The following is a 21,623-nucleotide window of genomic DNA, read 5'->3' on the forward strand; positions in this document are numbered from 1 at the left end:
TATTATTTTTGTTTTTTTAATTATTATTTCGGAAATCTCATTTTGTAGTTGATGCTTACATCACCCTGAGAGATTTTCGTTAACTTACCTTTCACCAATTTCTTTTTTAGAGCACTTAAATGATCAGTAAACAGCGTTCCTTCAATATGGTCATATTCATGTTGAATTACGCGGGCTCTAATATCGGAAAAAGTTTCCGTATGCTTAACGAAATTTTCATCATAATATTCGATAAGAATTGTACTTTTTCTCTTTACATCCTCTCTTACATCCGGAATTGAGAGACATCCTTCATTAAATTTCCATTCTTCGCCGGATTCTTCAAGAATTTTAGCATTAATGAAAACCTTTTTGAAATCTTTCAGTTCATCTTTAATATCCTCGTAATCTTCATCTTCCGCAAGCGGAGACACATCGATTACAAATACACGAATATCCAAACCGATCTGCGGTGCAGCCAATCCTATGCCATTTGCACTATTCATCGTTTCGAACATATTTTCAATCAATTCTTGTAATTCGGGATAATCTTTGTCTATATCCTTTCCCACTTTTCTCAAAACAGGATCCCCAAAGGCTCTTATCGGTAAAATCATCTTGTTCTTTGTTCTAAAAAATTTTGCAATATGATAGTTGCGCTTACTTTATCTATTAATCCTTTTTCTTGTCTTTGTTTTTTACTTTTTCCACTTTGAGAAATAAAAAACGAAGCCATCTTGGATGTAAATCTTTCATCAAAACGATGAACCTGAATAGTCGGAAACTCTTTTTTAAAAATTTCTATAAACTTTAAAATATCTGTTTCAACTTCAGAAATATTTCCTCTCAAATCTACAGGAAGCCCGATAACTACATCATCTACTTTGTTTTCAGTGAAATATTTTTTCAAAAATTCAACTAATGATTGAGTCTGTACTGTATCGAGACCACTCGCAATGATCTGCATATCGTCCGTTGCAGCAATACCACAACGAGCCTTTCCATAGTCTATTGCAATGATCTGTCCCATAAGTTTGCAAATTTAAGAAAATTTAGTCATTTTATTCGTAACACAGTTTTTTTTATAAATCATGTTTTATTCCATTATTTTTTTTATAATTTTAATTTTCCAAAAACGATAATATGAAGAAACTCATCCTCGTAAGACATGCAAAAAGCGACTGGCCAGAAGAAACGGAGGACTTCGACAGACCATTGGCAGACAAGGGTTTAGAAGACGCTATGAACATGTCCCGATTTTTAAAAACCAATAATATTTCGATCGATTATCTGGTATCGAGTCCGGCAGTTCGTGCATTAAATACATGTAAAATTTTTAATCAGACCTATAATATTAGTATTACAACCAACGAGAAACTGTATAATCCTCTGGAAAGGAATTTTGAATCTGTCATTTACGATCTGGATGACAGCCATGATTCTGTAGCATTTTTCTCGCACAACAATGGTATTTCTAATTTCGCGAATTCTATTTCGGAAGATATTTTTCATTTCCCGACTTGTGGTGTTGCAGGTTTTGAGATCGATTGCAATTCGTGGTCTGAATTTGACGGTGCCAATAAGAAGCTTTTATTCTTTTATGAACCCGGAAAAATCTAGCTTTATTATAAAACTATTTTATTGTTTCCCATTTTTATTCTTCTTTTCATGTCAAAAAAAGAAAGTGACTTATTTTGATAAAATTTCATTTAATGATGTAAAACTTTCTAGGCCTCAGCCTGGAGAATGGAGGTACAACCGTGATGAAAAATTTCAGACTTTTGCAGACTTCCAGAAGACTCGAAAAATAATTCCCGTACAAGAAAAAAACACAATTTATCTGCAACCGATCGGAGAATTTAATGATTTACAGAAAAAAGAAATTATACTGACTAAAGAATATTTAAAAACTTATTTTCAACTCGAAACAAAAGTTCTTCCTATTCTGTCCAGCAATATTTTCCCTAAATCTGTCAAAAGAATTTTTAAAGACGGACAAGAACAAATTTTAGCAGGATATGTTCTCGACAGTGTTTTAATGAATCGGAAACCTAAAGACGCTTTGGTTTTAATGGGAATCACCGAAAGAGATCTTTTTCCAAAACCTGAATGGAACTATGTCTTCGGATTAGCATCTTATGAAAAGGGAGTTGGTGTGACTTCCATGTATCGGTTTGCCGACGGCAACCTGACAGAAGCCAATTTTACTCAAAGCCTGGGAAGGTTAATTAAAATAAGTTCTCATGAAATTGGTCATATGTTTGGAATCAGTCATTGTCTGAATGCCAACTGTGTCATGAACGGCACCAACAGTCTTACAGAAACAGATTCTCATTTTGCCCGTGCCTGCTCGCTTTGCCAGCAAAAACTAAATTCAAGCACCTGTTACAATAATAACAAGCGTCTGCTCGATCTAAAGAGTTTTTTTGAAAATCAGCATCTGAATTCTGAATTATCCAAAGTACAAAAGGATTTAAATACCCTTAATTAATCCTATTACAAATTTTATAGTTGGAATTATAAAATTATTTCAATACGCTTTTCGTCCATAGAATTTTTTCAAAAAAACACTGGGAAAGTATCATGTTTACTTCCTTGTATTTTACTATCAAATAAAATAATTTTGCATTATTAATATTTATTCTAAATAAAAATAATATGAAGAAGCAATTTTATTTTTTACTTTTATTACTTCTATTAGGCGGAAGTAAAATACATTCACAAGCAACCGCGACTGTACTTGCTACGAACTTAGGTACTCCAAATCCAATGGTCATTGAAGGCAGCAACCTATATATTGGCATATACTATCTGGATAAAGTAGTAAAGATAGATCTGAATAATCCCAGCTTGCCCCCTATTGATATTGTAACCGGTGTAAACAGACCTTATGGACTGGCTTTAAAAGATGATATCTTATACATCTCAGAATTCGGAGCAGACAGGCTTTCTAAATTTAATCTTAACAGTTCCGGCACTAATCCTGAAATTATGATCACAAATATCAGCAGCCCGGTCGGTCTTGAATTTTCAGGAAACGACTTATATATGGCACTTGAAGGAGACAATAAGATTGTAAAAATTGATATCACCCAACAAAATCCTCAATTGAAGGATATCACAACAGCAGAAGCGCCGTTCGATATCGAGATTGTAGGAAATGAATTATACTTTACGGAAAGATTCGAAGGCAGGGTTTCGAAAATTAATTTAAATAATTCCGGCCTGCCAACAATAGTTGCCCAAGGATTGAGCTATCCATCAGGTATCAGCCATTATGGTGATGAAGTGTTTATTTGTGAAGCCGGAGCAGCTAAAGTTTCCAAATTTAATATTAATCAGACTAATCCCACCTTATCAAGCGGTATTGTTTCCAATGAGTTCAATTACCCTTCCGGATTGACTACAAAAGAAAAAACGATATATATATCAGATTTCTTTTCCGGTTCAATATTAAAAACAGACTTCGCAGCATTATCAGTTTCTGAGCAAATATCTAAAGATAAAATATCTATTTATCCAAATCCTGCCAAAGACTATCTTAGTGTTGTGAATACAAAGGCACAAGATTATAAAATTTTTGATATGGTAGGAAATCTTATCACATCAGGAAAAATTGAACGAAATGTGATTAATATTAGCCAGCTGATAAAGGGAAATTATATCATTCAGATCGGTGATGTTATCAAAAAATTCATTAAAGATTAAGATTCTTTTGTATAAAAAAGCTCCAATTAAAATTGGAGCTTTTACTATTTATTTTCTTTTCAAATCCAGATCATCAAAATCAAAACTGAAATCCGTAACATCAGAAATCGGTTTTAACCTTGCAGACTGAGCCTTGCCGGTCTCATCATAATCAAAAATAATGTAGGCATCAGCATCATAGCTTCTGTCATCCCATTTGATGATGAAAGAATTATTTGAATACGGAAGCAGATCGCCTTTCAGCCTTGACGAATTTTTACATATGATTCGGTAAGCATTTCCCTGTTGAGAAATTTCAGCATCTCCAAACCAGATATCATGATAAATTCCTACAAACTGTTCGGCTTTAGGCTGAAGATTTTTATCTTTTCTAAAAGCATCAGATTTTGCAAAAGCCTCTTTCTTCTCCTTATCAAAACCCTCTTCCATTTTTTTCATTCTGTCTCCGTAAGTTTTCAGCCAGTTTCTGTCTGCAACTCCTAAATAAGAATCTTTTACCGTATTGGTAATTGTATTGAATGCTGCTCCCGACTGTTGATTTGTTAACACTACAATTCCCAGCTTCAGATCAGGAATTAATGTAAACTGAGTTACAGTACCAATTAATCCGCCGGTGTGCTGAACCTGCTTGTGGCCTTTCACATCACTTAAAAACCATCCCATCCCATAGCCGTAAAAGCTCGTATCATAAGGATTTTTCTCTCCAACTTTATCAGGAATCTGTAAACTCCAAAGCTGTTGCACATTTTTATCTGAAACCAGTTTCTTCCCGTCTTTTGTTGTGAAATTATTCAACAGACATTCTGCCCAGATCGTCATATCTTTGATGTTACTCATAATTCCTCCTGCGGCATTGGCTGTTTCATTCCAATCATGGGGTACTGCAACTGCTTTTCCGTCTACAGGAGCATGTGCATCTATTTTATTGGAAACAGCTTTCGCTCTATTGTAACTTCCGAAACTTGAACTCATTCCTACAGGTTTCATAATTCTCTGTTCGATAAATTCTGCCCAGCTTAAACCGGAAACTCTGTGAATTACTTCTCCGGCAACAATAAACATGATATTATTATAATCTAGAGTTGTTCTGAATGGGTTTTCGGGCTTCAAATACCTTACATTGTGAACAATATCATTCACAGAAAGGGTTCCTCCTTCCGGAAAGAACATTAAATCACCCTGCCCAAGACCTAACCCAGCTCTGTGAGTCACCAGATCTTTAATCGTTACGTTTTGGGAAACATAAGGATCATACATCTGAAATTCAGGAATATATTTTGAAACCTTATCATCCCAGTTCAGTTTTCCTTCATCTGCCAAAATAGCTAATGCTGTACATGTAAACCCTTTTGAGTTCGATGCAATTCCAACCAAGGTCTGATCATCCATTGGCTGTTTTGTCGATAATGAACGTACTCCAAAACCTTTAGAATAAATCAATTTACAATCTTTGATAACCCCTACAGACATTCCGGGAACATCAAAAGTTTTGAGGGTATTCTGGATCAATTCATCCAGCTTTTTCTCTTCAACCTGAGCATTAAACAGCCCGACAGCCACGAAAAGAAGGAAAAAAGAAAGTTTTTGCTTCATTTTTTTAAATTTTCTCAAAGTTAATCAATTCAGGATTATTGAGTAAATTTGCAGATTCAAAACAGTTTATATTAATGACAAAGATCCTTCTTCTCTCCGACTCTCATTCTTATATTGATGACCGAATTTTAGAATATGCCAATCAGGCTGATGAAATATGGCATGGTGGAGATTTTGGAAGCATAGATGTTATTGAACAGCTTGAAAAAATAAAGCCTCTGAAAGGAGTATACGGGAATATCGACAATGCAAAAATACGTTCGGAATTTCCTGAAGTAAATCGTTTTTTTTGTGAAAATGTAGAGGTTCTGATGATTCATATCGGTGGTTATCCCGGAAAATATACACCTATTGCTAAAAAGGAAATCGCCGATAAAGCTCCGAAATTATTTATTTCAGGGCACTCACATATTTTAAAAGCGATGTTTGATGAAAAGAATAATCTGTTACACTTAAATCCGGGAGCCTGTGGAAAACAAGGCTGGCATAAAATGAGAACAATGATGCGTTTTATGATTGACGGGAACGAAATAAAGGATTTGGAAATTATTGAACTCGGACCAAAAGTTTAGTATATCATGAAGATTGGTGATAAAGTTTCGGTAGTAGATGAAGATTTAAGCGGAGTTGTGACTTCGGTTCATGGAAACACGGTGGTTTTTAAAGATGAATATGGATTCACTTATCAGTATGCTAAAGAAAAATTAGTTCCTAAGGATGTGCAGTTTTATGAACATATTAAAGTGATAAAGAAAGCCGAACCTCAAAAGGTTATTTCTAAAAAACATCAGAAAAATCATTTGGTTCTGGACCTTCATTTTCATAATTTAGTCAAAAATCCAAGTGACTATGACAGCTTTGAACGACTCTTCATGCAAAAAGAAAAATTAATGGAAGTGATTTCATTTTGCAGGAAAAATAATTTGAAAAGACTGGAAATTGTTCACGGTATTGGTGACGGAGTTTTACAGAGAATGGTTTTGGATGTTTTGGAAAGCCAAACCCATCTCGATTTTTATAATAAGGAAATACTTCATCATCAATCGGGTGCAGTAATGGTAGAATTTCACTAAATTTGCAGGAATTGAAATATGAACGTACTTAATTTACTTTTTACCAAAGACGGGTTAATCTACCAAATTGTGAAGAATAAAAGCATTTTGGAAGAAAAATCTTATTTTGTTGACGAAGAATCTCCGGAAAATTTCATTTCTGAAAAACTGGACGAGGTTTTAATTAAACAAAGATTTGATGAAATTCAGGTTATTTCGGCATTGAATCATTTCACACTGATGCCAGAAGGTTTCTCAGAACACGAAGCAGGATATGATCTTATTGCTTACAATGCTCATGTAGAAAGAGAAAATGAGGAACTAATGCTTTCTGTAAATAAAAAATTCGGAATTCAGTTTTATTATACTTTTCCGAAAAATTTTTACAAAAAAATAAAGGAACTTGCCCTTCCTGTTCATTTTAATTTTTCAGGAGAAAAGTTTTTAAACTCAATTCATAATAAAAGTAATAAAGAGATTCATATTAATCTTTACCATCATCAATGCGAATTTTTTGCAATAGATAACAAAAAACTCATCTTATACAATAATCTGGACGTCAGTTCGGAAGTTGATTTTCTTTATTTTGTAATGTTTACCTTAAGTAAAATAGGATTTGGAATTAACGAAACCAATTTCTTTGCTTATGGTGAGACTACTGAAAATGAAACATTCATTTCGGAATTACAGAAATTTGTGAAGAACCTGAAAATTGTATTCGATAACCTTCCGAATAAGAATTTTATATTAGGATAGCCTAATTATATTTTAACTAAAAACTTTAACCATTATCATGAAAAAAATTATCCTTTATTCTGCCATAACGATAGGCAGTTTTGTTATCTATTCCTGTGGCTCATCCGCCAAGATAAGTGAGCAGAAAGACGGTCTTTCTTTTGAAACAGCCATCAAAGCAAAAAGTGTAGAGGATGAATACTTATTTATAAGACAAAACTGTAATGATTGTAAAGTAAAATCACAAGCATTATCTGAAAACAAAGGAAAACCTTTTGATGTAATAACGGTCGAAAAAAGTGACGGAACAACATTAAAATATTATTTTGATATAAAGTCTTTCTACGGAAAATTTTATTAAAAAATAAAATAACAACTTCAACTAAAAAACATGTACAGAATAATCTCAGGCAAGTGGAAAGCCAAGAAAATAGCAGCTCCGAAAAATTTTGATGTAAGACCTACCACGGACTTTGCAAAGGAAGCATTGTTCAGCATTTTGGAGAATACCTATGATATGCAGTCGATTTCTGTGCTTGATTTATTTGCAGGAATAGGTTCTATCAGTTTTGAGTTTGCATCAAGAGGCTGCCAGGACATCACTTCTGTGGAAATGAATCCGAAACACACTTCTTTTTTAAATTCTACGGCTTCAGAACTGGGATTCAGTTTACAGGTCAATGTACAGCGCGGAGACGTTTTTGACTGGCTTAAAAAATTCAGGAACAAAAAATCTTTTGAGATTGTATTTTCTGATGCCCCTTTTGAAATGGAAGAAAAAAAATATCACGAATTAATATCTTTAGTTTTAAACAATAAATATTTAAAATCTAACGGGATTCTGGTTGTGGAACATCAAAGCCGAATGAAGTTTGATCATCCGAATTTGACCGACACCAGAAAATACGGAAATGTAAGTTTCAGTTTTTTTGAAGCGAATAAAGAAGAAACAGATAATCAGGAAATTTAATTCCTGATTATTTTTTTTGAATTTTGAGCTGCTTCAATTCCCCACTTTGTAATTTCATTTAAAACAGGAAGCAGTGTTTTTCCAAAATCGGTTAATGTATATTCTACCATCAAAGGTGGTTTTTCTGTATATACTTTTCTATTAATAATGGCATCTTCCTCCAATTGTTTCAACTGCAGACTTAATGTTCTTTCTGTAATGGTTGGAATAATTTTCCTTAATTCATTATATCTTTTGGGACCGTCAATCAGATGGAACAGGATCACCGCTTTCCATTTTCCACCTATAAACTTCATCGTCACACTGGTACAGCATGGATAATTTTTGTTATCTATTGTATACATTTTATACTATCATTTTTTACCGTTATTGCAAATGTATTAAACTTAAATTAGTTTTGCAACTATAAAAAATATAGTACAAGTATTATGAGCTTTTTAGATAAAATGAAATCGAGATATACGGTTAAGAAGTATAATTCAAAAGGAACAATCAGTGAAGATAAAATCCAACAACTTAAAGATATATTACATTTAAGTCCATCTTCAATCAACAGCCAGCCCTGGAATTTCATCTTTGTGAGCAATCCGGAGATTCGAGAAAAACTGGGTGAAGCATCATACTGGAACAAAGAAAAAGTAGTAGAAAGCAATCTGCTTATTGTTTTTCAGGTATTAAAAGACCCTGAAGATTTCGAAAAGCAGATAGAAGGAAAATTACCTGAAGGCTCCGTTAATTATTACAAAAATTTTGTAAAATCGAAAGGTGAAGCGGCCATAAAATCATGGCTAAGACACCAGGTTTATTTATCTTTAGGTGTTTTACTTTCCGCCTGTGCTGATATGGGAATAGATTCTACGCCTATGGAAGGAATTGAGCCTGATCAATACGATAATATTTTAAATAATGCCCAATATGAGACCTTATTTGCGGTCGCAATTGGACAAAGAGATGAAAATGATACCAATCAGCCCGGCATCAACCCTAAAACAAGGCTAGACCATACAAAAGTGGTTTTAGAATTTTAAACACGTAGATTCACTATCCTGAATATTTAAAAAAGCTGTTTCAATCTGAAACAGCTTTGATTTTATAAAACTTTTAATTCTAAGTCGATTGTCTTTCCAAAGAACTTTTTTGAAATCTTTTCAAAATTCTTGGTAAGATCCGAAAGATAAAAATGATAATTCGGCTTTGGATTATGATCGTGCAGCAAATTATATTTATCTAAAATAATTTTCAAATGATTGGCAACAATATTAGGAGAGTCGATCACGCGGACGCGGTTTCCATAATACTGTTTTATTTCATCAATTAACAGAGGATAATGAGTACATCCCAAAATCAATGTTTCAATATTTTTTAATTTACTGTTACTTAAATAATTATAGATAATCGCATGGGTAATCGGATGATTTTTAAAACCTTCCTCAATAGCAGGGACTAGTAAAGGAGTTGCCAACTCATCAACTTTGATCCATTTATTATGCTTTCTGATACTTTTTTTATACAGTCCGGAATTCACCGTTGCCTTGGTTGCAATCACCCCCACATTATTATGAATCTCATAAGAGACTTTCTCAGCTACAGGATTGATCACATCAATTACCGGAACTTTACCGGCAACTGATTCCATTACTTCATTCAAAGCATTGGCTGTCGCCGTATTACAGGCTATCACTATAGCTTTGCAATTTTGCTGCAGTAAAAAATTAGTGATTTTGGTAGAATATTCTATAATAGCTTCTTTCGATTTTTCACCGTAAGGAAGATGTTTTGTGTCACCAAAATAGATCAGATCTTCATTGGGAAGAAGTCTTTTTATTTCCTTAGCTACAGTCAAACCTCCCACTCCACTATCAAAAATACCAATAGGTTGGTTTTTTGAAAGATGCGAATAATTTTGCTTTTTAGTTTTCAAAATTGAGTTGAAATTTTATACAAAAATAGTGAAATTGTTGGATGCTTGAAGATGGATGTCGGAAGTTTTTTACAAACCGTTCTTCCAGCTTCTAACTTCAGACTTCCAACCTAGACTATGAACAGATCCGAAGCAATTCCGTCAGCCATAAACCAGTGCTTTTCGGGTATTTTCAAATGATCATTTTCAATTATTAAAATACCGTCTTCTAATTTATGCTTAATCCCAGTATAAAGTTCCTCAACAATTTTTTCGGGAAATTTGTTTTTTAGACTTTCCAAATCAACCCCCCATATGGTCCTGAGACCGATCATCATCATTTCGTTAAACTGATCTTCCTGCGAAAGTATTTCTTCTTCTTTAGCTAAAAGATTCGCACTTAGCTTCTTTATATACTGTTGATTATTGGCAATATTCCAGCTTCTCATATCCAGTCCGTTATAAGAATGCGCAGACGGACCTATTCCCAAATATTCATTATATTTCCAGTAAGAAGAATTGTGTCTTGAATGAAATCCGGGCTTTGCAAAATTGGAAATTTCGTAATGTTCAAAATCATGATCTTTAAGAAAATCAATCAAATAATAAAATTCTTTATTCTGTTCTTCTTCTTTTGGATTTACAACTTTTCCTTTTGCAATCCAGTTTTCAAGAGCCGTTTTGGGTTCAACTGTTAATGCATAAGATGAGATATGCGGAACTTCCAAAGCAATTGTTTTATTTAGATTTTCTTTCCAGATCTCTAAATTGGAAGTCGGTGAACCATAAATAAGATCAATACTTAAATTTTCAAATCCAAAATCCTGAGCTCTTTTGATAGAACCTTCCGCTTCCGAAGCATTATGCGCGCGGTTCATCAACTTCAGATCTTCATCAAAAAAACTCTGAGTTCCTATCGATAGCCGGTTAACAGGTGAATTAGATAAAGCTTTTAGAAAGTTTTTATCCAAATCATCAGGATTTGCTTCTAAAGTAATCTCGATATCATTATTGAAGCTAAAATATTTTAGAACTTCATCGATTAAAGAATGGATTTCATCACCTGAAAGAATAGACGGAGTTCCGCCTCCAAAGTAAAGTGATTGTAAATTTTTATTCTGTAAATCGTCTTTTCGCAAAAAAATTTCCTTTTTCATGGCAGCAATCATTTCATCTTTAAAATTTAAAGAGGTAGAAAAATGAAAATTGCAATAGCTGCATTTCTGTTTACAGAACGGAATGTGAATATAAATCATAAAAAAAGCTCTGAAAAAATTCAGAGCTCAAATTTATTTAAATTAAATTGATTAATATCTATAACCTCTATGATTAATGAAGTTATCAAAGTTATATCCAACTCCCAGCATGAAGCTATTGCCTCCATACTCCTGAATATCAGACATTCCCAGGTTATAAGTAGCACCCACCATAAATTTGTTGAATCTTACTTTAACAATTGGTGAAATACTTAACTGCTGACTGTCAAATCTGTTTTGAACTGATCTATAGCTTACTCCAAAAGAAAATGCATTGATATCATTGAAGAATGTTGCCATCAAGTTATAATCAATTGTTCTTGTAGAGTTTGTATTTAAGTTAATCAAAGCTGACGGTGTTACATACATATTGTCTGCAAAATGCCAGTCATATCCCAAGTTTAAGAAAAATTTAATTGGAGAAGGCTCACGTCCGTTTACAATAGACTCGTCATTTGTTAAAGCGATATCATTAACAGAAACTCCGGCAAAGATATTTCTGTAAGTGGCAGCAACCCCAAAATTGGCATATGCCATGAAGATGTTACTTTCACTTCCTTGTAATAATGGATCTGAAGCATCTTCAGTATTAATTTTTGAATAATCAAAATTCATGTTATACATGCTTACACTTGTACCGAAAGAGAATTGATCTTTTCTGTCTCCTTCACTACTCAAAGGAATAAAATATGAAGCACCTGCAGTAATACCTCCTGCAGAAATAGGACCATTGCTATCTCTGAAAACAGAAAGACCAGCACCCACTCTATCAAAAATATTCGCATTAATCCCCACTGATTGTACATTTGGAGATTCGCTGAATTTTGAAAATTGTTGTTGATAGTTGAGATTTAGCTGTACGTAGTCCGTTTTACCGTATTGTGCAGGGTTGAACAGGAACTCACCATCCAAAAGATATTGTTGATAGTATGGTAATGTTTCTTGTGCTTTGTATGCATTTGACAAAAGAGCCAAACACACGATAGCATATAGTTTTCTCATAACAAATCTTGATTTCAATTCAACAAATATAAAAAAATTCTCAATATATTTTTAGTTTTCTAAATAATTTCTCCATTTTTTTACAGCATCCGCCATATCTTTCGGCATTGGGCTCTCAAAATATAATTCTTTCTTAGTGGTTGGATGTATAAATCCTAAAGTGTGGGCATGCAGCGCATGTCTTGGCAATATTTCAAATACATTTTTTATAAACTGCTTATACTTAGGCAGGTTAACACCTCTTAAAGGGGTATGGCCTTCATATCTTTCATCATTAAAGAGAGTATGACCGATATGTTTGAAGTGTGCTCTGATCTGATGGGTCCTGCCGGTCTCCAGTTTACATTCTACCCAAGTCATATACTTGAACCTTTCAAGCACCTTATAGTGTGTTACTGCATGTTTTCCCTGGCTTCCGTCTGTGTAGGTATGCATCTGCATTCTGTTTTTAGGATGTCTTCCGATATGCCCTATTATTGTTCCTTCATCATCCTGTACATTTCCCCATACAAAAGCCCAGTATAATCTTTTGGTTTTTCTTTCAAAAAACTGTTTGGCAAGAAAGCTTAAAGCATATTCATTTTTTGCAATAACCAACAACCCTGAAGTATCTTTATCAATTCTATGGACTAAACCTACCCTATCAAGGTCTGATTTTTCATTATTTTGTTCAAAATGATAAGCCAAAGCATTGACCAATGTACCATCCCAGTTTCCGAATCCCGGATGTACGACCATTCCCGGTTCTTTATCTACAACCACAAGATCATCGTCTTCATAAACAATATTAACCGGAATATTTTGAGGAATAATCACATTCTCTCTTGGAGGATGCGTCAGTAACACAGAAATCTGATCTCCGGGCTTTACACGGTAGTTTTGCTTCACGGGAATTCCGTTGACTACCACATTTCCGGCTCTGCAGGTTTGTGAAATTTTATTTCTTGAAGAGTTCTGACGATAGATTAAAAGGAACTTATCGATCCTTAAAGGCTCTTGTTTTTTATCAACAGTGATATTAAGATGCTCATACAAACCGCTATTTTCCTCATCAATATCAATATTGTTGATATTTAATAATTCTTCGTCTAAAAAATCTTCGTTATCTTCTGTCATTACTTTTATTTTTATACAAAAGGCTTCAACATGTTAAAGTTGAAGCCTGTTATTATATGTTGAATATTTTAATTAATCAATAATTACTTTTTTTGCCTTTGGCTTTTCAGCAGGCTGTGTATTTGCAGGTTTGCTGTTTCCTGTACCTGAATTATTACCTGACGTAGAGGTTTTAGGCTTACTGTCAGTTGTCGTAGCAGGTTTCACATTGGCAGGTTTTGCATCAGTTTTAGCAGGCTCAGATTTCGGAGCCTCCTTTCTTGGCGCCGGAGGAGGTGCCGGTTCATATACTGGTTCCTGATGAACTTCCTGGTATTGTACAGGAGGCAGACCAGTATCTACTTTCATACGGTAGATAGAGTTTAACTGCTCAATTTTAGAACTTAATTCTGCAGGTGTTTTTTTACTTGCCCAAAGGTCCATCTGCATTCCCTGATCCCGGACATCACCGGAAGCCGGATCCTGATAATAAATAATATCAGATTCATCTTTCGACCCATCTTCATGCTCTACCAGTCCCACTTCAAACATGCTTCTGGCAATCACCTGTCTTGCTTCTTTCACCGTCAATCCTACTACATTCGGAATTGAAATATTTCGCATAGGACCTGATCCGATGACCACATCAACTGTTGAGAATCTTGGAAGTAAAGCTTTAGGCTGTATCACATTACCTTTATATAGTAATCTGATGATAGCATCTTTCTGAATACTTGGTTCGTAGATTGTATCCCCTACTTTAAGACCTACCTGATCCAGCCTTCTGAAAGCCAGTCCTGCATATTTATTAATAACATCAGGAACTGCAACAGGAGCCCAGGTTCTTGGATTTACCCTGATCTGGATAGCTCTTCCGTCTTTGACACGAGAGCCTGGTGCAGGATATACCTGCAACACCTGAAAAGGTCTGTATTTAGGATCATATTTAAAACTGTCTACTTCATATTCTAAGCCAGCATCATCCAGGATTTTTACAGCTTCATGTATAGATTTATTAACAACATTAGGGACCGGAATTTCCTGACCATGATTAGTATGGTATTCTAACCAACGAAATGTAAGCCAGACCAACCCCACAAAAACACCGATGGCTACGACTAAGTTCAGTAAAACTTTCCAATTGAAAAGTGATTTAAGCATACTTAAAATGACTATAATTAGACAGCAAATATAATTAATAATTTTAGAACATGCTTTTTATTTAACACATTTCATTTTTGATTTTAAAATTTCAGAATTTGCGTATTCCATTATATAAAATGATTAAATTTGCCTTAATTGATACTATATGGTTATGAGCAAAAAACAAGTTGCCGTAGTAATGGGAGGCTATTCTGACGAATATGTGGTTTCTCTGAAAAGCGGTCAATTAATTTATGATTCTTTAGATAGAAACCTTTATGATGTATATAAGGTAGTTATCCTTAAAGATGAATGGTATTTTTTAGGCGAGAATGATAGAAAATATGAAATCAACAGAGGAGATTTTTCCGTAAAACTGGATACTGATCAAACATTAAAATTCGATGTCTGTTTCAATATTATTCACGGCACACCAGGTGAAAATGGCATTCTTCAGGCCTACTGGGATGCTATCGGACAAGCCTATACCGGTTGTGATTTTTATCAAAGTGCTTTAACATTCAACAAAAAAGATACCCTTGCCGTATTGTCAAAATACGGAATTCCTTCTGCGAAAAGTGTTTACTTAAGAAAAGGTGAAGACATCAATGTGGATAACATTGTGGAAAACCTTGGTCTTCCGGTTTTCGTTAAACCTAACCAATCAGGTTCTTCGCTGGGAATCTCTAAAGTGAAAGAAAAATCTGAATTGATTGCAGCCACAGAAGTTGCCTTTAAGGAAGATGATGAGATTTTAATTGAAAGTTTTCTTGACGGAATGGAAGTTTCGGTAGGAGTTATCGATTATAAAGGAGAAACTATTGTTTTGGGAATCACAGAAATTGTCCCACAAAATGAATTCTTCGATTATGAAGCCAAATATGAAGGTGCTTCTGAAGAAATTACACCTGCAAGAATTGATGATGAAACAAGAATCAGAGTAGAGGAAATTTCAAAAAGAGCCTATAACTCTCTTGGGATGAGTGGTTTTTCAAGAAGTGAGTTCATTTTAATGGATGGCATTCCGTATATGCTGGAAATGAATACAAACCCGGGATTCTCTCCTGCCAGTATCCTTCCCCAACAGGCTAAAATTTACGGAATCTCTATTACAGACCTTTGTGGAAATGAGGTTGAAAAAGCTTTAAATAAAAATTAAAAGGATGGAAGATTGAGGCTGGAATATGGAAGTTTAATTCCATTATATTTTTCAACTCATAATTCATCATTTATAACTTATAACTTTTATACGCATGAAAATTGCTGTTTTCCCGGGTTCATTTGACCCCATTACTTTAGGACATTATGATATTATAGAAAGAGCAGCACCGCTTTTTGATAAATTAATCATTGCCATCGGACAAAATTCACAAAAGAAATATATGTTTCCACTAGAAAAAAGAATGGAATTCATTCAAAATTCCGTTGCTGAATTTCCGAATGTGGAAGTTGATTATTTTGAAGGCCTCACTGTTGATTACTGTTTTGAAAAGAATGCACAATATATCATAAGAGGCTTAAGAAATCCTGCAGATTTTGAATTTGAAAAAGCGATAGCACATACCAACAGAACTTTAGCCCACAAAAAACTGGAAACAGTATTTTTATTAACTTCTTCAGGAAAGTCTTTCATCAGCAGCAGTATTGTAAGAGAAATCATCAATCACGGAGGAGAATATGAATTGTTGGTTCCGGATTCTGTAAGAGTAGACAAGATCAATAAGTAATCAGTAATTTTTACTATTATGGATTTTAATCAAATATTTAGAGATAGAACAAAAAGTTTTCTATCTCTATTATTAAATCTCTATCATCATTATCCTATTACGATGATCTGTCGATAATCAGAAAGCAAATCATTAGATCCCCAACATCTGTTTCAGCAAATTACAGAGTCATTTCAAGAACAAGATCTGAAAAGAAAGGTTTGCAAAACTATTTATTGTCGTTGAAGAAATAGATGAAACTCAACTCTGACTGGAAATAATTGAAGAGTTGGAATATTTAGATCAAGAAAAAATTTCACTTTTAAAATCAGAATGTGAAGAGTTGGTAAAAGTAATGATAAAGTATAAATTTAAGTTATCCCCAAACAATACATAGTTTATATTACTTATTACCAATTACTCATTACTCATAATTTATGCACGAACAGTTCAATTTTGCCATAGAAGTACTCGGAACGATTTCCTTTTCGATGTCGGGAAGTTTTGCAGCAATGCAGAAACGTCTTGATCCGTTTGGAGTACTTATTATTGCGTTTGTAACTTCAGTAGGTGGTGGAACGGTAAGAGATCTTTTACTGGACATTCCTGTTTTCTGGATGCACGATCTTCTGACTTGTGCCTTAATTATTCTGACCAGTATTTTTACGATGATTTTTAAGTCGTTTGAAAAGAATTTTAAAGTTACGTTATTTATTTTCGATAGTTTCGGACTTGGATTATTTACCATTATAGGAGTTCAAAAAGGTTTGAATGCGGACATCCATCCACTAATATGTATTGGCTTAGGAACCATTACAGGATGTTTCGGAGGGATAATCCGGGATATTTTACTGAATAGAATTCCTTTGATTTTCAGGAAAGAAATCTATGCGACAGCCTGTATTGTTGGTGGATCAGCTTTTTTACTTCTGACCAAATTCACACATCTTTCGTATACAATTATCCAGGTTTTTACCATTCTGTTAATTGTTTTTATTAGAACACTTGCTGTAAAATATCATTGGCAGATTCCCAAATTTTATGGGTATGAACATAATTCTGAGATGTAATTAAATGACAATAGTTGGCAAGATAAATTCAAAAAACCGAATCGTCTTGAATTAATCCGGAAAAAAATTTTCCTAATGATAATTTTTTTAATGTTACTGAACAACTTCCCCACTCAATACAATAAAAAAGTCCTGAAAAATCAGGACTTTAAATATATATTCGAGTAAAAATTCTATTTTTAGAACTTTCCTCTTTGTCTCATGTTTGGATTATGCATATGTTTCTGCATGGTCGGCATTTTCAACTGATCTTTCATCATTTTGATCTGATCGGTCATCATTCCTGCACTGTCAAGTCTTTTTGCTTCTTCAAGCAATTTTTGACCTTCCTGCTTTCTTCCTTTAGAAATCGCTGCCGCAGCCAGATTTAATGTCGCCATTGCTCTGTCGTGCTTCATATTTAAACCATATTCCAATGCTTTTTTCATTAGAGGTTCAACTTTCGTCGGATGATCCTGGGCCTGAGTTAAGCCTAATAAATAATGGAAATAACCATACTGGGATTTGTGAAGCTGAGACTGATAATTTGTAATTTTTGTCAGCCATTCCGCAGCCTTTTCCATATTTTGTTTTCTCAATTGCCAGAAGGCCAGCAAAATATATTCATTTTTAAAGAAAAGTAAAATAGGCGATGATGCCAGAAGGAATATTACAATTCCCCAGCCCAGATTTCTTGTGAAAATCATCATATAAAGTCCCAAAAGTATAAGAACCGCCGCAATTACAATTTTTATGTACTTATTCATTATAAAATTTTAGAAGTGCAAAGATAAAGAATTTAGAGGTTAGAAGCTAGAAGTTGGAAGCTAGAATTCTCACAACTATTCACTCATTATTTTTTCAAATGTCTGGAAGCAAAAATCATATTGATTTTTCTCGTCTTTTTCGTGACAGATTTCTGCCGTTTTTTTCCAGATTTTAGGATTAATTTTCGGGAAGTACGTATCTGCATCAAGATCAGCTTTCACTAAAGTAACTTCCAGTTTATCAACAACCTCCATGGTCTGCTCATAAATATTTCCACCACCGATAATGAAAACCTCTTCATCGATTTTTTTTGCAAACTTCACAGCTTCTTTGATACTTCCGACAATCAGAATTCCTTCTTCAAACCAGTCTTTCTTTCTTGAAACAACAATATTCGTACGGTTTGGAAGAGGTTTCCCTATACTTTCGTATGTTTTTCTTCCCATAATAATCGGATGTCCCGAAGTAAGATCTTTAAAGTGTTTTAAATCTTTTGGAAGATGCCAAAGCAACTGATTGTTAAAACCAATTTCGTTCTTCTCTCCCATTGCCACCACTATTGTTGTCATTAAAATAATTTTTTACAAAATTAGCACATAATTTGTATATTTGATTAGCACAAAAAATTAAAAAAAAATAAACTATGAAAAACAAGGGCTGTCTGAGCGCCGGAACTATTGGTATCGCTCTCCTTATCATTGTTGCTGTATTATTCTTCTGGGGTAAAAGCGGCTACAATAGCTTCGTGGATCAAGAACAAACCGTTAATACAAAATGGTCAAACGTAGAGACTGTTTATCAAAAAAGAGCCAATCTGATTCCTAATCTGGAAAGAACGGTAAAATCTTATTCAAAATTCGAACAGGAAACATTAACAAAAGTGATTGAAGCCCGATCCAAGGCCACTTCCATCAATGTGGATCCTACAAATATGACAGAACAGGATATCGCAAGATTCCAGGCTGCACAAGGTGAGTTATCCGGAGCATTAAGCAGATTAATGGCTGTTGTGGAACAATATCCTAATCTTAAAGCTGATCAGCAGTACATCAACTTCCAGAGAGAATATATTGCTATTGAAAACAGTATCAGAAGCGAAACCGTTTATTATAACGATGCCGCTAAAATTTACAATACTTCTATCAAGCAGTTCCCTAACAATATTTTGGCGAATTTCACCAACTTTAAGGAAAAACCGTACTTCAAAGCAGAAGCGGGAGCTCAGAAAGCACCGGAAGTTTTCTCAGAATAATGGGCAATTTCCTAACAAATCAGCAGATAGCTTCCCTTGTGGAAGCTATTCAATCGGCAGAGGAACATTCTACCGGGGAGATACGGGTACATATAGATTCGAATACAGAAGGAGACCATGCGAAAATTGCATTTAAAGTGTTCGAGGAATTATGTATGAATAAAACTGCCGAAAGAAATGCTGTGCTTTTTCATGTTAATTTTGAGCAAAAATATCTTACCATCATTGGAGATATCGGGATTCATGATAAGGTACATCAGTCATACTGGGATCATCTTCATGATTACATTACTTCTGAATTTGCCAAGGGAAATTATTATAAAGCTTTAAAAAGTGCCATTCTCGAAACAGGTCTTGAACTCAAAAAATATTTTCCGGTGACCGGAGAAAACCACAATGAACTTCCCAATGAAATTACATTCTCTTAAAATAGTATTTTCATTTTTATTCATATGCTTTTACAGTTTTGTATCAGCACAGTACACTATTCCTGAAAAGCCCAAGGTTTTATATCCTGTTTATGATGAAGCAAAGCTACTTTCCGAACAGGAAATAAACGATCTTAATAATAAGCTTATCAAATTTGCAGATTCTACCTCAACGGAAATTGAAGTTATTATCATTCCGTCTACCAAAGGAGAAGACGTTAATTTTCTGGCTACTATGTTTGGGGAAAAATGGGGAATAGGAAAAAAAAATATTGATAACGGGGTGGTCTTTTTAATCGCCACTCAAGATCATACGATGTCTATCCAACAGGGACGAGCTGTAGAACAGTATCTAACAGCCTCCGTTGCAGGTCAGATTTTAGATTATATTGTTACCCCACATTTCAAAAAAGGAGAATGGTATGAAGGGATCAACCGTGGAACATCTTCTATTATGGAAGCTGTTGAAGGTAAATTCAAACCTATAGCCAATCCTGGAAACAGTGGTAACGGAAGTGTCCTGAAAATTCTTATCATTGCATTTGTCATTTTCATTATTATTGTTATTCTGTTCAGCAATAAAGGCGGAGGAAGAGGCGGAAATAACGATGATGACGATGTCATTCTTAGCAGAAGAGGTCGCAGAAATTACCCAGGAGGCTTTTTCCCTTTCCCAGGAAGCTTCGGTGGAGGTTTTGGCGGCGGAAGTTCTGGCAGTAGTGGCGGTGGATTTGGAGGCTTCGGCGGTGGCGGAAGTTTCGGCGGCGGCGGTGCATCAGGGGGATGGTAGCCAAATACTTAATTTCAAATGCAATTTAATTACAATACTTTATTCACTGTCATCTTTTTAACGATTTCAAATATATTTTTTTGTCAAAAGGGTACCGCACTAACAGCACAAAAAGAATTATCTGAAAAAATTGAAAAGTATAAATACATAGACACATTATCCTCGAAAGATTATATCAAGTATAATATTTCTATAAAAGAAGGTAGTATAGAAATGTTTGATAAAAATAAAAAAGAAAATGGCAGCGGAGGGTTTTCTCTATATACTTACAAAACAGATAAAAAACTTTTAAAATCTGTACATAGCCATGTTGTACATTACAACAAATCAAAAAGTCAGATCCAAAACTCGGAAAATATTGTTATTACTATATTTTATGATGATAATGACAAACCTGATCTCGCAAAAATCATAGAAGATCATTATACTATTGATGAAGTTTTATCATCAAGTCAAAATTATATCAATTTGCCAAAAAGCATTGAAGACAACAAAAAAATAACTTATACAAAAGAATACTTGAAAGATATTATAGATCATATTTTTGAAGAAGCAAAAGAAGTGATAAATAAGCCTTAACATTAAGGTTTTTTCTTATTTTAACACCTATTTTTCTTTAAAAACACTGTTATTTTAGTTTAAATTCACTATTTTTACTAAAAACGGAGTTGATGAAGAAAACGTTAGTAGTTTTTGCGCACCCTTATTTAGAGCACTCAAACTCAAATGCAGAGCTCATTAACTTTTATGTTCGTCATCAGCATTTTACCTTAAGAGATCTTTACGAAGAATACCCCAATTTTCATATTGCTGCCTTCCGGGAGCGAAAAAGATTAAAAAATTATGACCGTTTTATTTTCCAGTTTCCGCTAATATGGTTTGGAATGCCTCCTCTACTGAGGCTTTGGATCGATGAAGTTTTCGATCGCGAATGGCTTAAAGATGGTCAGGAAAACCCTTTGGAAGGAAAAGAAGTTCATATTCTGGTTACTACCGGAGGAAAAGAAAGATCGTTTAGTAAAGAGGGAACTTATCAATATACCATAGAAGAACTGATCAGTGGACTGATTGTTTCATTGCATGTTTTTAAAGCCAATATCAAGAACATTAAAGTGGTTTATGAAGCCAATAAACTGTCAAAAAAAGAAATCGTTTTACATAAAAAAGAATTTGTAGAACTCCTTAATCAATAAATTG

Annotated in this window: 28 protein-coding genes; 17 read left to right on the plus strand and 11 right to left on the minus strand. The window is 34.2% G+C overall.

Annotated features, from left to right (window positions below; all coding sequences use genetic code 11):
* Positions 1–23 precede the first annotated feature (23 nt).
* Positions 24–596, minus strand: coding sequence for a peptide deformylase (gene def / locus M2373_RS19715; RefSeq protein WP_259112973.1), 573 nt, complete (start codon positions 594–596; stop codon positions 24–26).
* On the minus strand, positions 593–1,009 hold the full coding sequence (gene ruvX, locus M2373_RS19720; RefSeq protein WP_259112974.1) for a Holliday junction resolvase RuvX: 417 nt from the start codon (positions 1,007–1,009) through the stop codon (positions 593–595). The genes def and ruvX overlap by 4 nt, the downstream gene beginning before the upstream one ends.
* A gap of 113 nt (positions 1,010–1,122) precedes the next feature.
* On the opposite strand from ruvX, the gene M2373_RS19725 reads away from it, so the two are divergent.
* From M2373_RS19725 to M2373_RS19735, 3 genes are all read left to right on the plus strand, one after another.
* Positions 1,123–1,599: a histidine phosphatase family protein gene (locus M2373_RS19725; RefSeq protein ID WP_259112975.1), complete on the plus strand. Its 477-nt coding sequence runs from the start codon at positions 1,123–1,125 to the stop codon at positions 1,597–1,599.
* Between the two features lie 64 nt (positions 1,600–1,663).
* Positions 1,664–2,470 (plus strand): archaemetzincin, encoded by an 807-nt coding sequence (locus tag M2373_RS19730; RefSeq protein ID WP_259112976.1) that lies wholly within the window; start codon positions 1,664–1,666, stop codon positions 2,468–2,470.
* A gap of 167 nt (positions 2,471–2,637) precedes the next feature.
* On the plus strand, positions 2,638–3,687 hold the full coding sequence (locus M2373_RS19735; protein ID WP_259112978.1) for a T9SS type A sorting domain-containing protein: 1,050 nt from the start codon (positions 2,638–2,640) through the stop codon (positions 3,685–3,687).
* Positions 3,688–3,735: 48 nt separating this feature from the next.
* Here the strand turns inward: M2373_RS19735 and M2373_RS19740 are convergent, their stop codons facing one another.
* Positions 3,736–5,280 carry a serine hydrolase gene (locus M2373_RS19740; protein ID WP_259112979.1) on the minus strand — a complete coding sequence of 515 codons (1,545 nt, stop codon included), beginning with the start codon at positions 5,278–5,280 and terminating at the stop codon, positions 3,736–3,738.
* A gap of 74 nt (positions 5,281–5,354) precedes the next feature.
* Between M2373_RS19740 and M2373_RS19745 the strand changes: the two genes are divergently transcribed.
* The 5 genes from M2373_RS19745 to M2373_RS19765 are packed head-to-tail and all read left to right on the plus strand — an operon-like array spanning position 5,355 to position 8,037.
* Complete coding sequence (locus M2373_RS19745) at positions 5,355–5,852, plus strand: metallophosphoesterase (protein ID WP_259112980.1); 498 nt, start codon at positions 5,355–5,357, stop codon at positions 5,850–5,852.
* 6 nt (positions 5,853–5,858) lie between these two features.
* A complete protein-coding gene (locus M2373_RS19750; RefSeq protein WP_259112981.1) occupies positions 5,859–6,353 on the plus strand; it encodes a Smr/MutS family protein in 495 nt (164 codons plus the stop codon).
* A gap of 18 nt (positions 6,354–6,371) precedes the next feature.
* Positions 6,372–7,088, plus strand: a complete 717-nt coding sequence (locus tag M2373_RS19755; protein WP_259112982.1) for a DUF3822 family protein — start codon at positions 6,372–6,374, stop codon at positions 7,086–7,088.
* 37 nt (positions 7,089–7,125) lie between these two features.
* Positions 7,126–7,428: a hypothetical protein gene (locus tag M2373_RS19760; protein ID WP_259112983.1), complete on the plus strand. Its 303-nt coding sequence runs from the start codon at positions 7,126–7,128 to the stop codon at positions 7,426–7,428.
* Between the two features lie 30 nt (positions 7,429–7,458).
* Positions 7,459–8,037 carry an RsmD family RNA methyltransferase gene (locus tag M2373_RS19765; RefSeq protein ID WP_259112984.1) on the plus strand — a complete coding sequence of 193 codons (579 nt, stop codon included), beginning with the start codon at positions 7,459–7,461 and terminating at the stop codon, positions 8,035–8,037.
* Here M2373_RS19765 and M2373_RS19770 read toward each other — a convergent pair.
* Entirely contained in the window at positions 8,034–8,381 is a 348-nt protein-coding gene (locus M2373_RS19770) for a helix-turn-helix domain-containing protein (RefSeq protein ID WP_259112985.1), read from the minus strand. The genes M2373_RS19765 and M2373_RS19770 overlap by 4 nt on opposite strands.
* A gap of 84 nt (positions 8,382–8,465) precedes the next feature.
* On the opposite strand from M2373_RS19770, the gene M2373_RS19775 reads away from it, so the two are divergent.
* On the plus strand, positions 8,466–9,065 hold the full coding sequence (locus M2373_RS19775) for a nitroreductase family protein (protein ID WP_259112986.1): 600 nt from the start codon (positions 8,466–8,468) through the stop codon (positions 9,063–9,065).
* A 62-nt stretch (positions 9,066–9,127) separates the two neighbouring features.
* Here the strand turns inward: M2373_RS19775 and murI are convergent, their stop codons facing one another.
* From murI to M2373_RS19800, 5 genes are all read right to left on the minus strand, one after another.
* The gene (murI, locus tag M2373_RS19780) at positions 9,128–9,958 is read right to left on the minus strand and encodes a glutamate racemase (RefSeq protein WP_259112987.1); all 831 of its coding nucleotides are present in this window, start codon (positions 9,956–9,958) and stop codon (positions 9,128–9,130) included.
* Between the two features lie 110 nt (positions 9,959–10,068).
* Positions 10,069–11,193 carry a radical SAM family heme chaperone HemW gene (gene hemW, locus M2373_RS19785; protein ID WP_259112988.1) on the minus strand — a complete coding sequence of 375 codons (1,125 nt, stop codon included), beginning with the start codon at positions 11,191–11,193 and terminating at the stop codon, positions 10,069–10,071.
* Between the two features lie 51 nt (positions 11,194–11,244).
* On the minus strand, positions 11,245–12,195 hold the full coding sequence (locus tag M2373_RS19790) for a type IX secretion system membrane protein PorP/SprF (RefSeq protein WP_259112989.1): 951 nt from the start codon (positions 12,193–12,195) through the stop codon (positions 11,245–11,247).
* A gap of 51 nt (positions 12,196–12,246) precedes the next feature.
* Positions 12,247–13,311, minus strand: coding sequence for an RluA family pseudouridine synthase (locus tag M2373_RS19795; protein WP_259112990.1), 1,065 nt, complete (start codon positions 13,309–13,311; stop codon positions 12,247–12,249).
* Between the two features lie 72 nt (positions 13,312–13,383).
* Positions 13,384–14,451, minus strand: coding sequence for a PASTA domain-containing protein (locus M2373_RS19800; protein WP_259112991.1), 1,068 nt, complete (start codon positions 14,449–14,451; stop codon positions 13,384–13,386).
* Positions 14,452–14,605: 154 nt separating this feature from the next.
* Between M2373_RS19800 and M2373_RS19805 the strand changes: the two genes are divergently transcribed.
* The 3 genes from M2373_RS19805 (at position 14,606) to M2373_RS19815 (ending at position 17,209) form a co-directional block, all read left to right on the plus strand.
* Positions 14,606–15,592: a D-alanine--D-alanine ligase gene (locus tag M2373_RS19805; protein ID WP_259112992.1), complete on the plus strand. Its 987-nt coding sequence runs from the start codon at positions 14,606–14,608 to the stop codon at positions 15,590–15,592.
* Positions 15,593–15,686: 94 nt separating this feature from the next.
* Positions 15,687–16,160 carry a pantetheine-phosphate adenylyltransferase gene (gene coaD / locus M2373_RS19810; RefSeq protein ID WP_259112993.1) on the plus strand — a complete coding sequence of 158 codons (474 nt, stop codon included), beginning with the start codon at positions 15,687–15,689 and terminating at the stop codon, positions 16,158–16,160.
* A 416-nt stretch (positions 16,161–16,576) separates the two neighbouring features.
* A complete protein-coding gene (locus M2373_RS19815) occupies positions 16,577–17,209 on the plus strand; it encodes a trimeric intracellular cation channel family protein (RefSeq protein WP_259112994.1) in 633 nt (210 codons plus the stop codon).
* Between the two features lie 179 nt (positions 17,210–17,388).
* Here M2373_RS19815 and M2373_RS19820 read toward each other — a convergent pair whose 3' ends face one another.
* Positions 17,389–17,955, minus strand: coding sequence for a DUF2892 domain-containing protein (locus M2373_RS19820; protein ID WP_259112995.1), 567 nt, complete (start codon positions 17,953–17,955; stop codon positions 17,389–17,391).
* Between the two features lie 75 nt (positions 17,956–18,030).
* Positions 18,031–18,525, minus strand: coding sequence for a dihydrofolate reductase (locus M2373_RS19825; protein ID WP_259112996.1), 495 nt, complete (start codon positions 18,523–18,525; stop codon positions 18,031–18,033).
* 74 nt (positions 18,526–18,599) lie between these two features.
* Between M2373_RS19825 and M2373_RS19830 the strand changes: the two genes are divergently transcribed.
* From M2373_RS19830 to M2373_RS19850, 5 genes are all read left to right on the plus strand, one after another.
* Positions 18,600–19,208, plus strand: coding sequence for a LemA family protein (locus M2373_RS19830; protein WP_259112997.1), 609 nt, complete (start codon positions 18,600–18,602; stop codon positions 19,206–19,208).
* Positions 19,208–19,636 carry a TPM domain-containing protein gene (locus M2373_RS19835; protein ID WP_409013218.1) on the plus strand — a complete coding sequence of 143 codons (429 nt, stop codon included), beginning with the start codon at positions 19,208–19,210 and terminating at the stop codon, positions 19,634–19,636. The genes M2373_RS19830 and M2373_RS19835 overlap by 1 nt, the downstream gene beginning before the upstream one ends.
* Positions 19,617–20,426, plus strand: coding sequence for a YgcG family protein (locus M2373_RS19840; protein WP_259112998.1), 810 nt, complete (start codon positions 19,617–19,619; stop codon positions 20,424–20,426). The genes M2373_RS19835 and M2373_RS19840 overlap by 20 nt, the downstream gene beginning before the upstream one ends.
* A gap of 18 nt (positions 20,427–20,444) precedes the next feature.
* A complete protein-coding gene (locus M2373_RS19845; protein ID WP_259112999.1) occupies positions 20,445–21,005 on the plus strand; it encodes a hypothetical protein in 561 nt (186 codons plus the stop codon).
* A gap of 92 nt (positions 21,006–21,097) precedes the next feature.
* Positions 21,098–21,619: an NAD(P)H-dependent oxidoreductase gene (locus M2373_RS19850; RefSeq protein ID WP_259113000.1), complete on the plus strand. Its 522-nt coding sequence runs from the start codon at positions 21,098–21,100 to the stop codon at positions 21,617–21,619.
* The last annotated feature ends 4 nt before the right edge of the window (positions 21,620–21,623 follow it).

It is taken from the genome of Chryseobacterium sp. JUb7 (genome assembly GCF_024806495.1).
Classification (GTDB): domain Bacteria; phylum Bacteroidota; class Bacteroidia; order Flavobacteriales; family Weeksellaceae; genus Chryseobacterium.

Bases quoted from the DNA above. Each gene is read 5' to 3' on its own strand.
- def (WP_259112973.1), bottom strand. From the start codon at position 596: ATGATTTTACCGATAAGAGCCTTTGGGGATCCTGTTTTGAGAAAAGTG.
- ruvX (WP_259112974.1), bottom strand. From the start codon at position 1,009: ATGGGACAGATCATTGCAATAGACTATGGAAAGGCTCGTTGTGGTATT.
- M2373_RS19725 (WP_259112975.1), top strand. From the start codon at position 1,123: ATGAAGAAACTCATCCTCGTAAGACATGCAAAAAGCGACTGGCCAGAA.
- M2373_RS19735 (WP_259112978.1), top strand. From the start codon at position 2,638: ATGAAGAAGCAATTTTATTTTTTACTTTTATTACTTCTATTAGGCGGA.
- M2373_RS19740 (WP_259112979.1), bottom strand. From the start codon at position 5,280: ATGAAGCAAAAACTTTCTTTTTTCCTTCTTTTCGTGGCTGTCGGGCTG.
- M2373_RS19745 (WP_259112980.1), top strand. From the start codon at position 5,355: ATGACAAAGATCCTTCTTCTCTCCGACTCTCATTCTTATATTGATGAC.
- M2373_RS19750 (WP_259112981.1), top strand. From the start codon at position 5,859: ATGAAGATTGGTGATAAAGTTTCGGTAGTAGATGAAGATTTAAGCGGA.
- M2373_RS19755 (WP_259112982.1), top strand. From the start codon at position 6,372: ATGAACGTACTTAATTTACTTTTTACCAAAGACGGGTTAATCTACCAA.
- M2373_RS19760 (WP_259112983.1), top strand. From the start codon at position 7,126: ATGAAAAAAATTATCCTTTATTCTGCCATAACGATAGGCAGTTTTGTT.
- M2373_RS19765 (WP_259112984.1), top strand. From the start codon at position 7,459: ATGTACAGAATAATCTCAGGCAAGTGGAAAGCCAAGAAAATAGCAGCT.
- M2373_RS19770 (WP_259112985.1), bottom strand. From the start codon at position 8,381: ATGTATACAATAGATAACAAAAATTATCCATGCTGTACCAGTGTGACG.
- M2373_RS19775 (WP_259112986.1), top strand. From the start codon at position 8,466: ATGAGCTTTTTAGATAAAATGAAATCGAGATATACGGTTAAGAAGTAT.
- hemW (WP_259112988.1), bottom strand. From the start codon at position 11,193: ATGATTTATATTCACATTCCGTTCTGTAAACAGAAATGCAGCTATTGC.
- M2373_RS19790 (WP_259112989.1), bottom strand. From the start codon at position 12,195: ATGAGAAAACTATATGCTATCGTGTGTTTGGCTCTTTTGTCAAATGCA.
- M2373_RS19795 (WP_259112990.1), bottom strand. From the start codon at position 13,311: ATGACAGAAGATAACGAAGATTTTTTAGACGAAGAATTATTAAATATC.
- M2373_RS19800 (WP_259112991.1), bottom strand. From the start codon at position 14,451: ATGCTTAAATCACTTTTCAATTGGAAAGTTTTACTGAACTTAGTCGTA.
- M2373_RS19805 (WP_259112992.1), top strand. From the start codon at position 14,606: ATGAGCAAAAAACAAGTTGCCGTAGTAATGGGAGGCTATTCTGACGAA.
- coaD (WP_259112993.1), top strand. From the start codon at position 15,687: ATGAAAATTGCTGTTTTCCCGGGTTCATTTGACCCCATTACTTTAGGA.
- M2373_RS19815 (WP_259112994.1), top strand. From the start codon at position 16,577: ATGCACGAACAGTTCAATTTTGCCATAGAAGTACTCGGAACGATTTCC.
- M2373_RS19820 (WP_259112995.1), bottom strand. From the start codon at position 17,955: ATGAATAAGTACATAAAAATTGTAATTGCGGCGGTTCTTATACTTTTG.
- M2373_RS19825 (WP_259112996.1), bottom strand. From the start codon at position 18,525: ATGACAACAATAGTGGTGGCAATGGGAGAGAAGAACGAAATTGGTTTT.
- M2373_RS19830 (WP_259112997.1), top strand. From the start codon at position 18,600: ATGAAAAACAAGGGCTGTCTGAGCGCCGGAACTATTGGTATCGCTCTC.
- M2373_RS19835 (WP_409013218.1), top strand. From the start codon at position 19,208: ATGGGCAATTTCCTAACAAATCAGCAGATAGCTTCCCTTGTGGAAGCT.
- M2373_RS19840 (WP_259112998.1), top strand. From the start codon at position 19,617: ATGAAATTACATTCTCTTAAAATAGTATTTTCATTTTTATTCATATGC.
- M2373_RS19845 (WP_259112999.1), top strand. From the start codon at position 20,445: ATGCAATTTAATTACAATACTTTATTCACTGTCATCTTTTTAACGATT.
- M2373_RS19850 (WP_259113000.1), top strand. From the start codon at position 21,098: ATGAAGAAAACGTTAGTAGTTTTTGCGCACCCTTATTTAGAGCACTCA.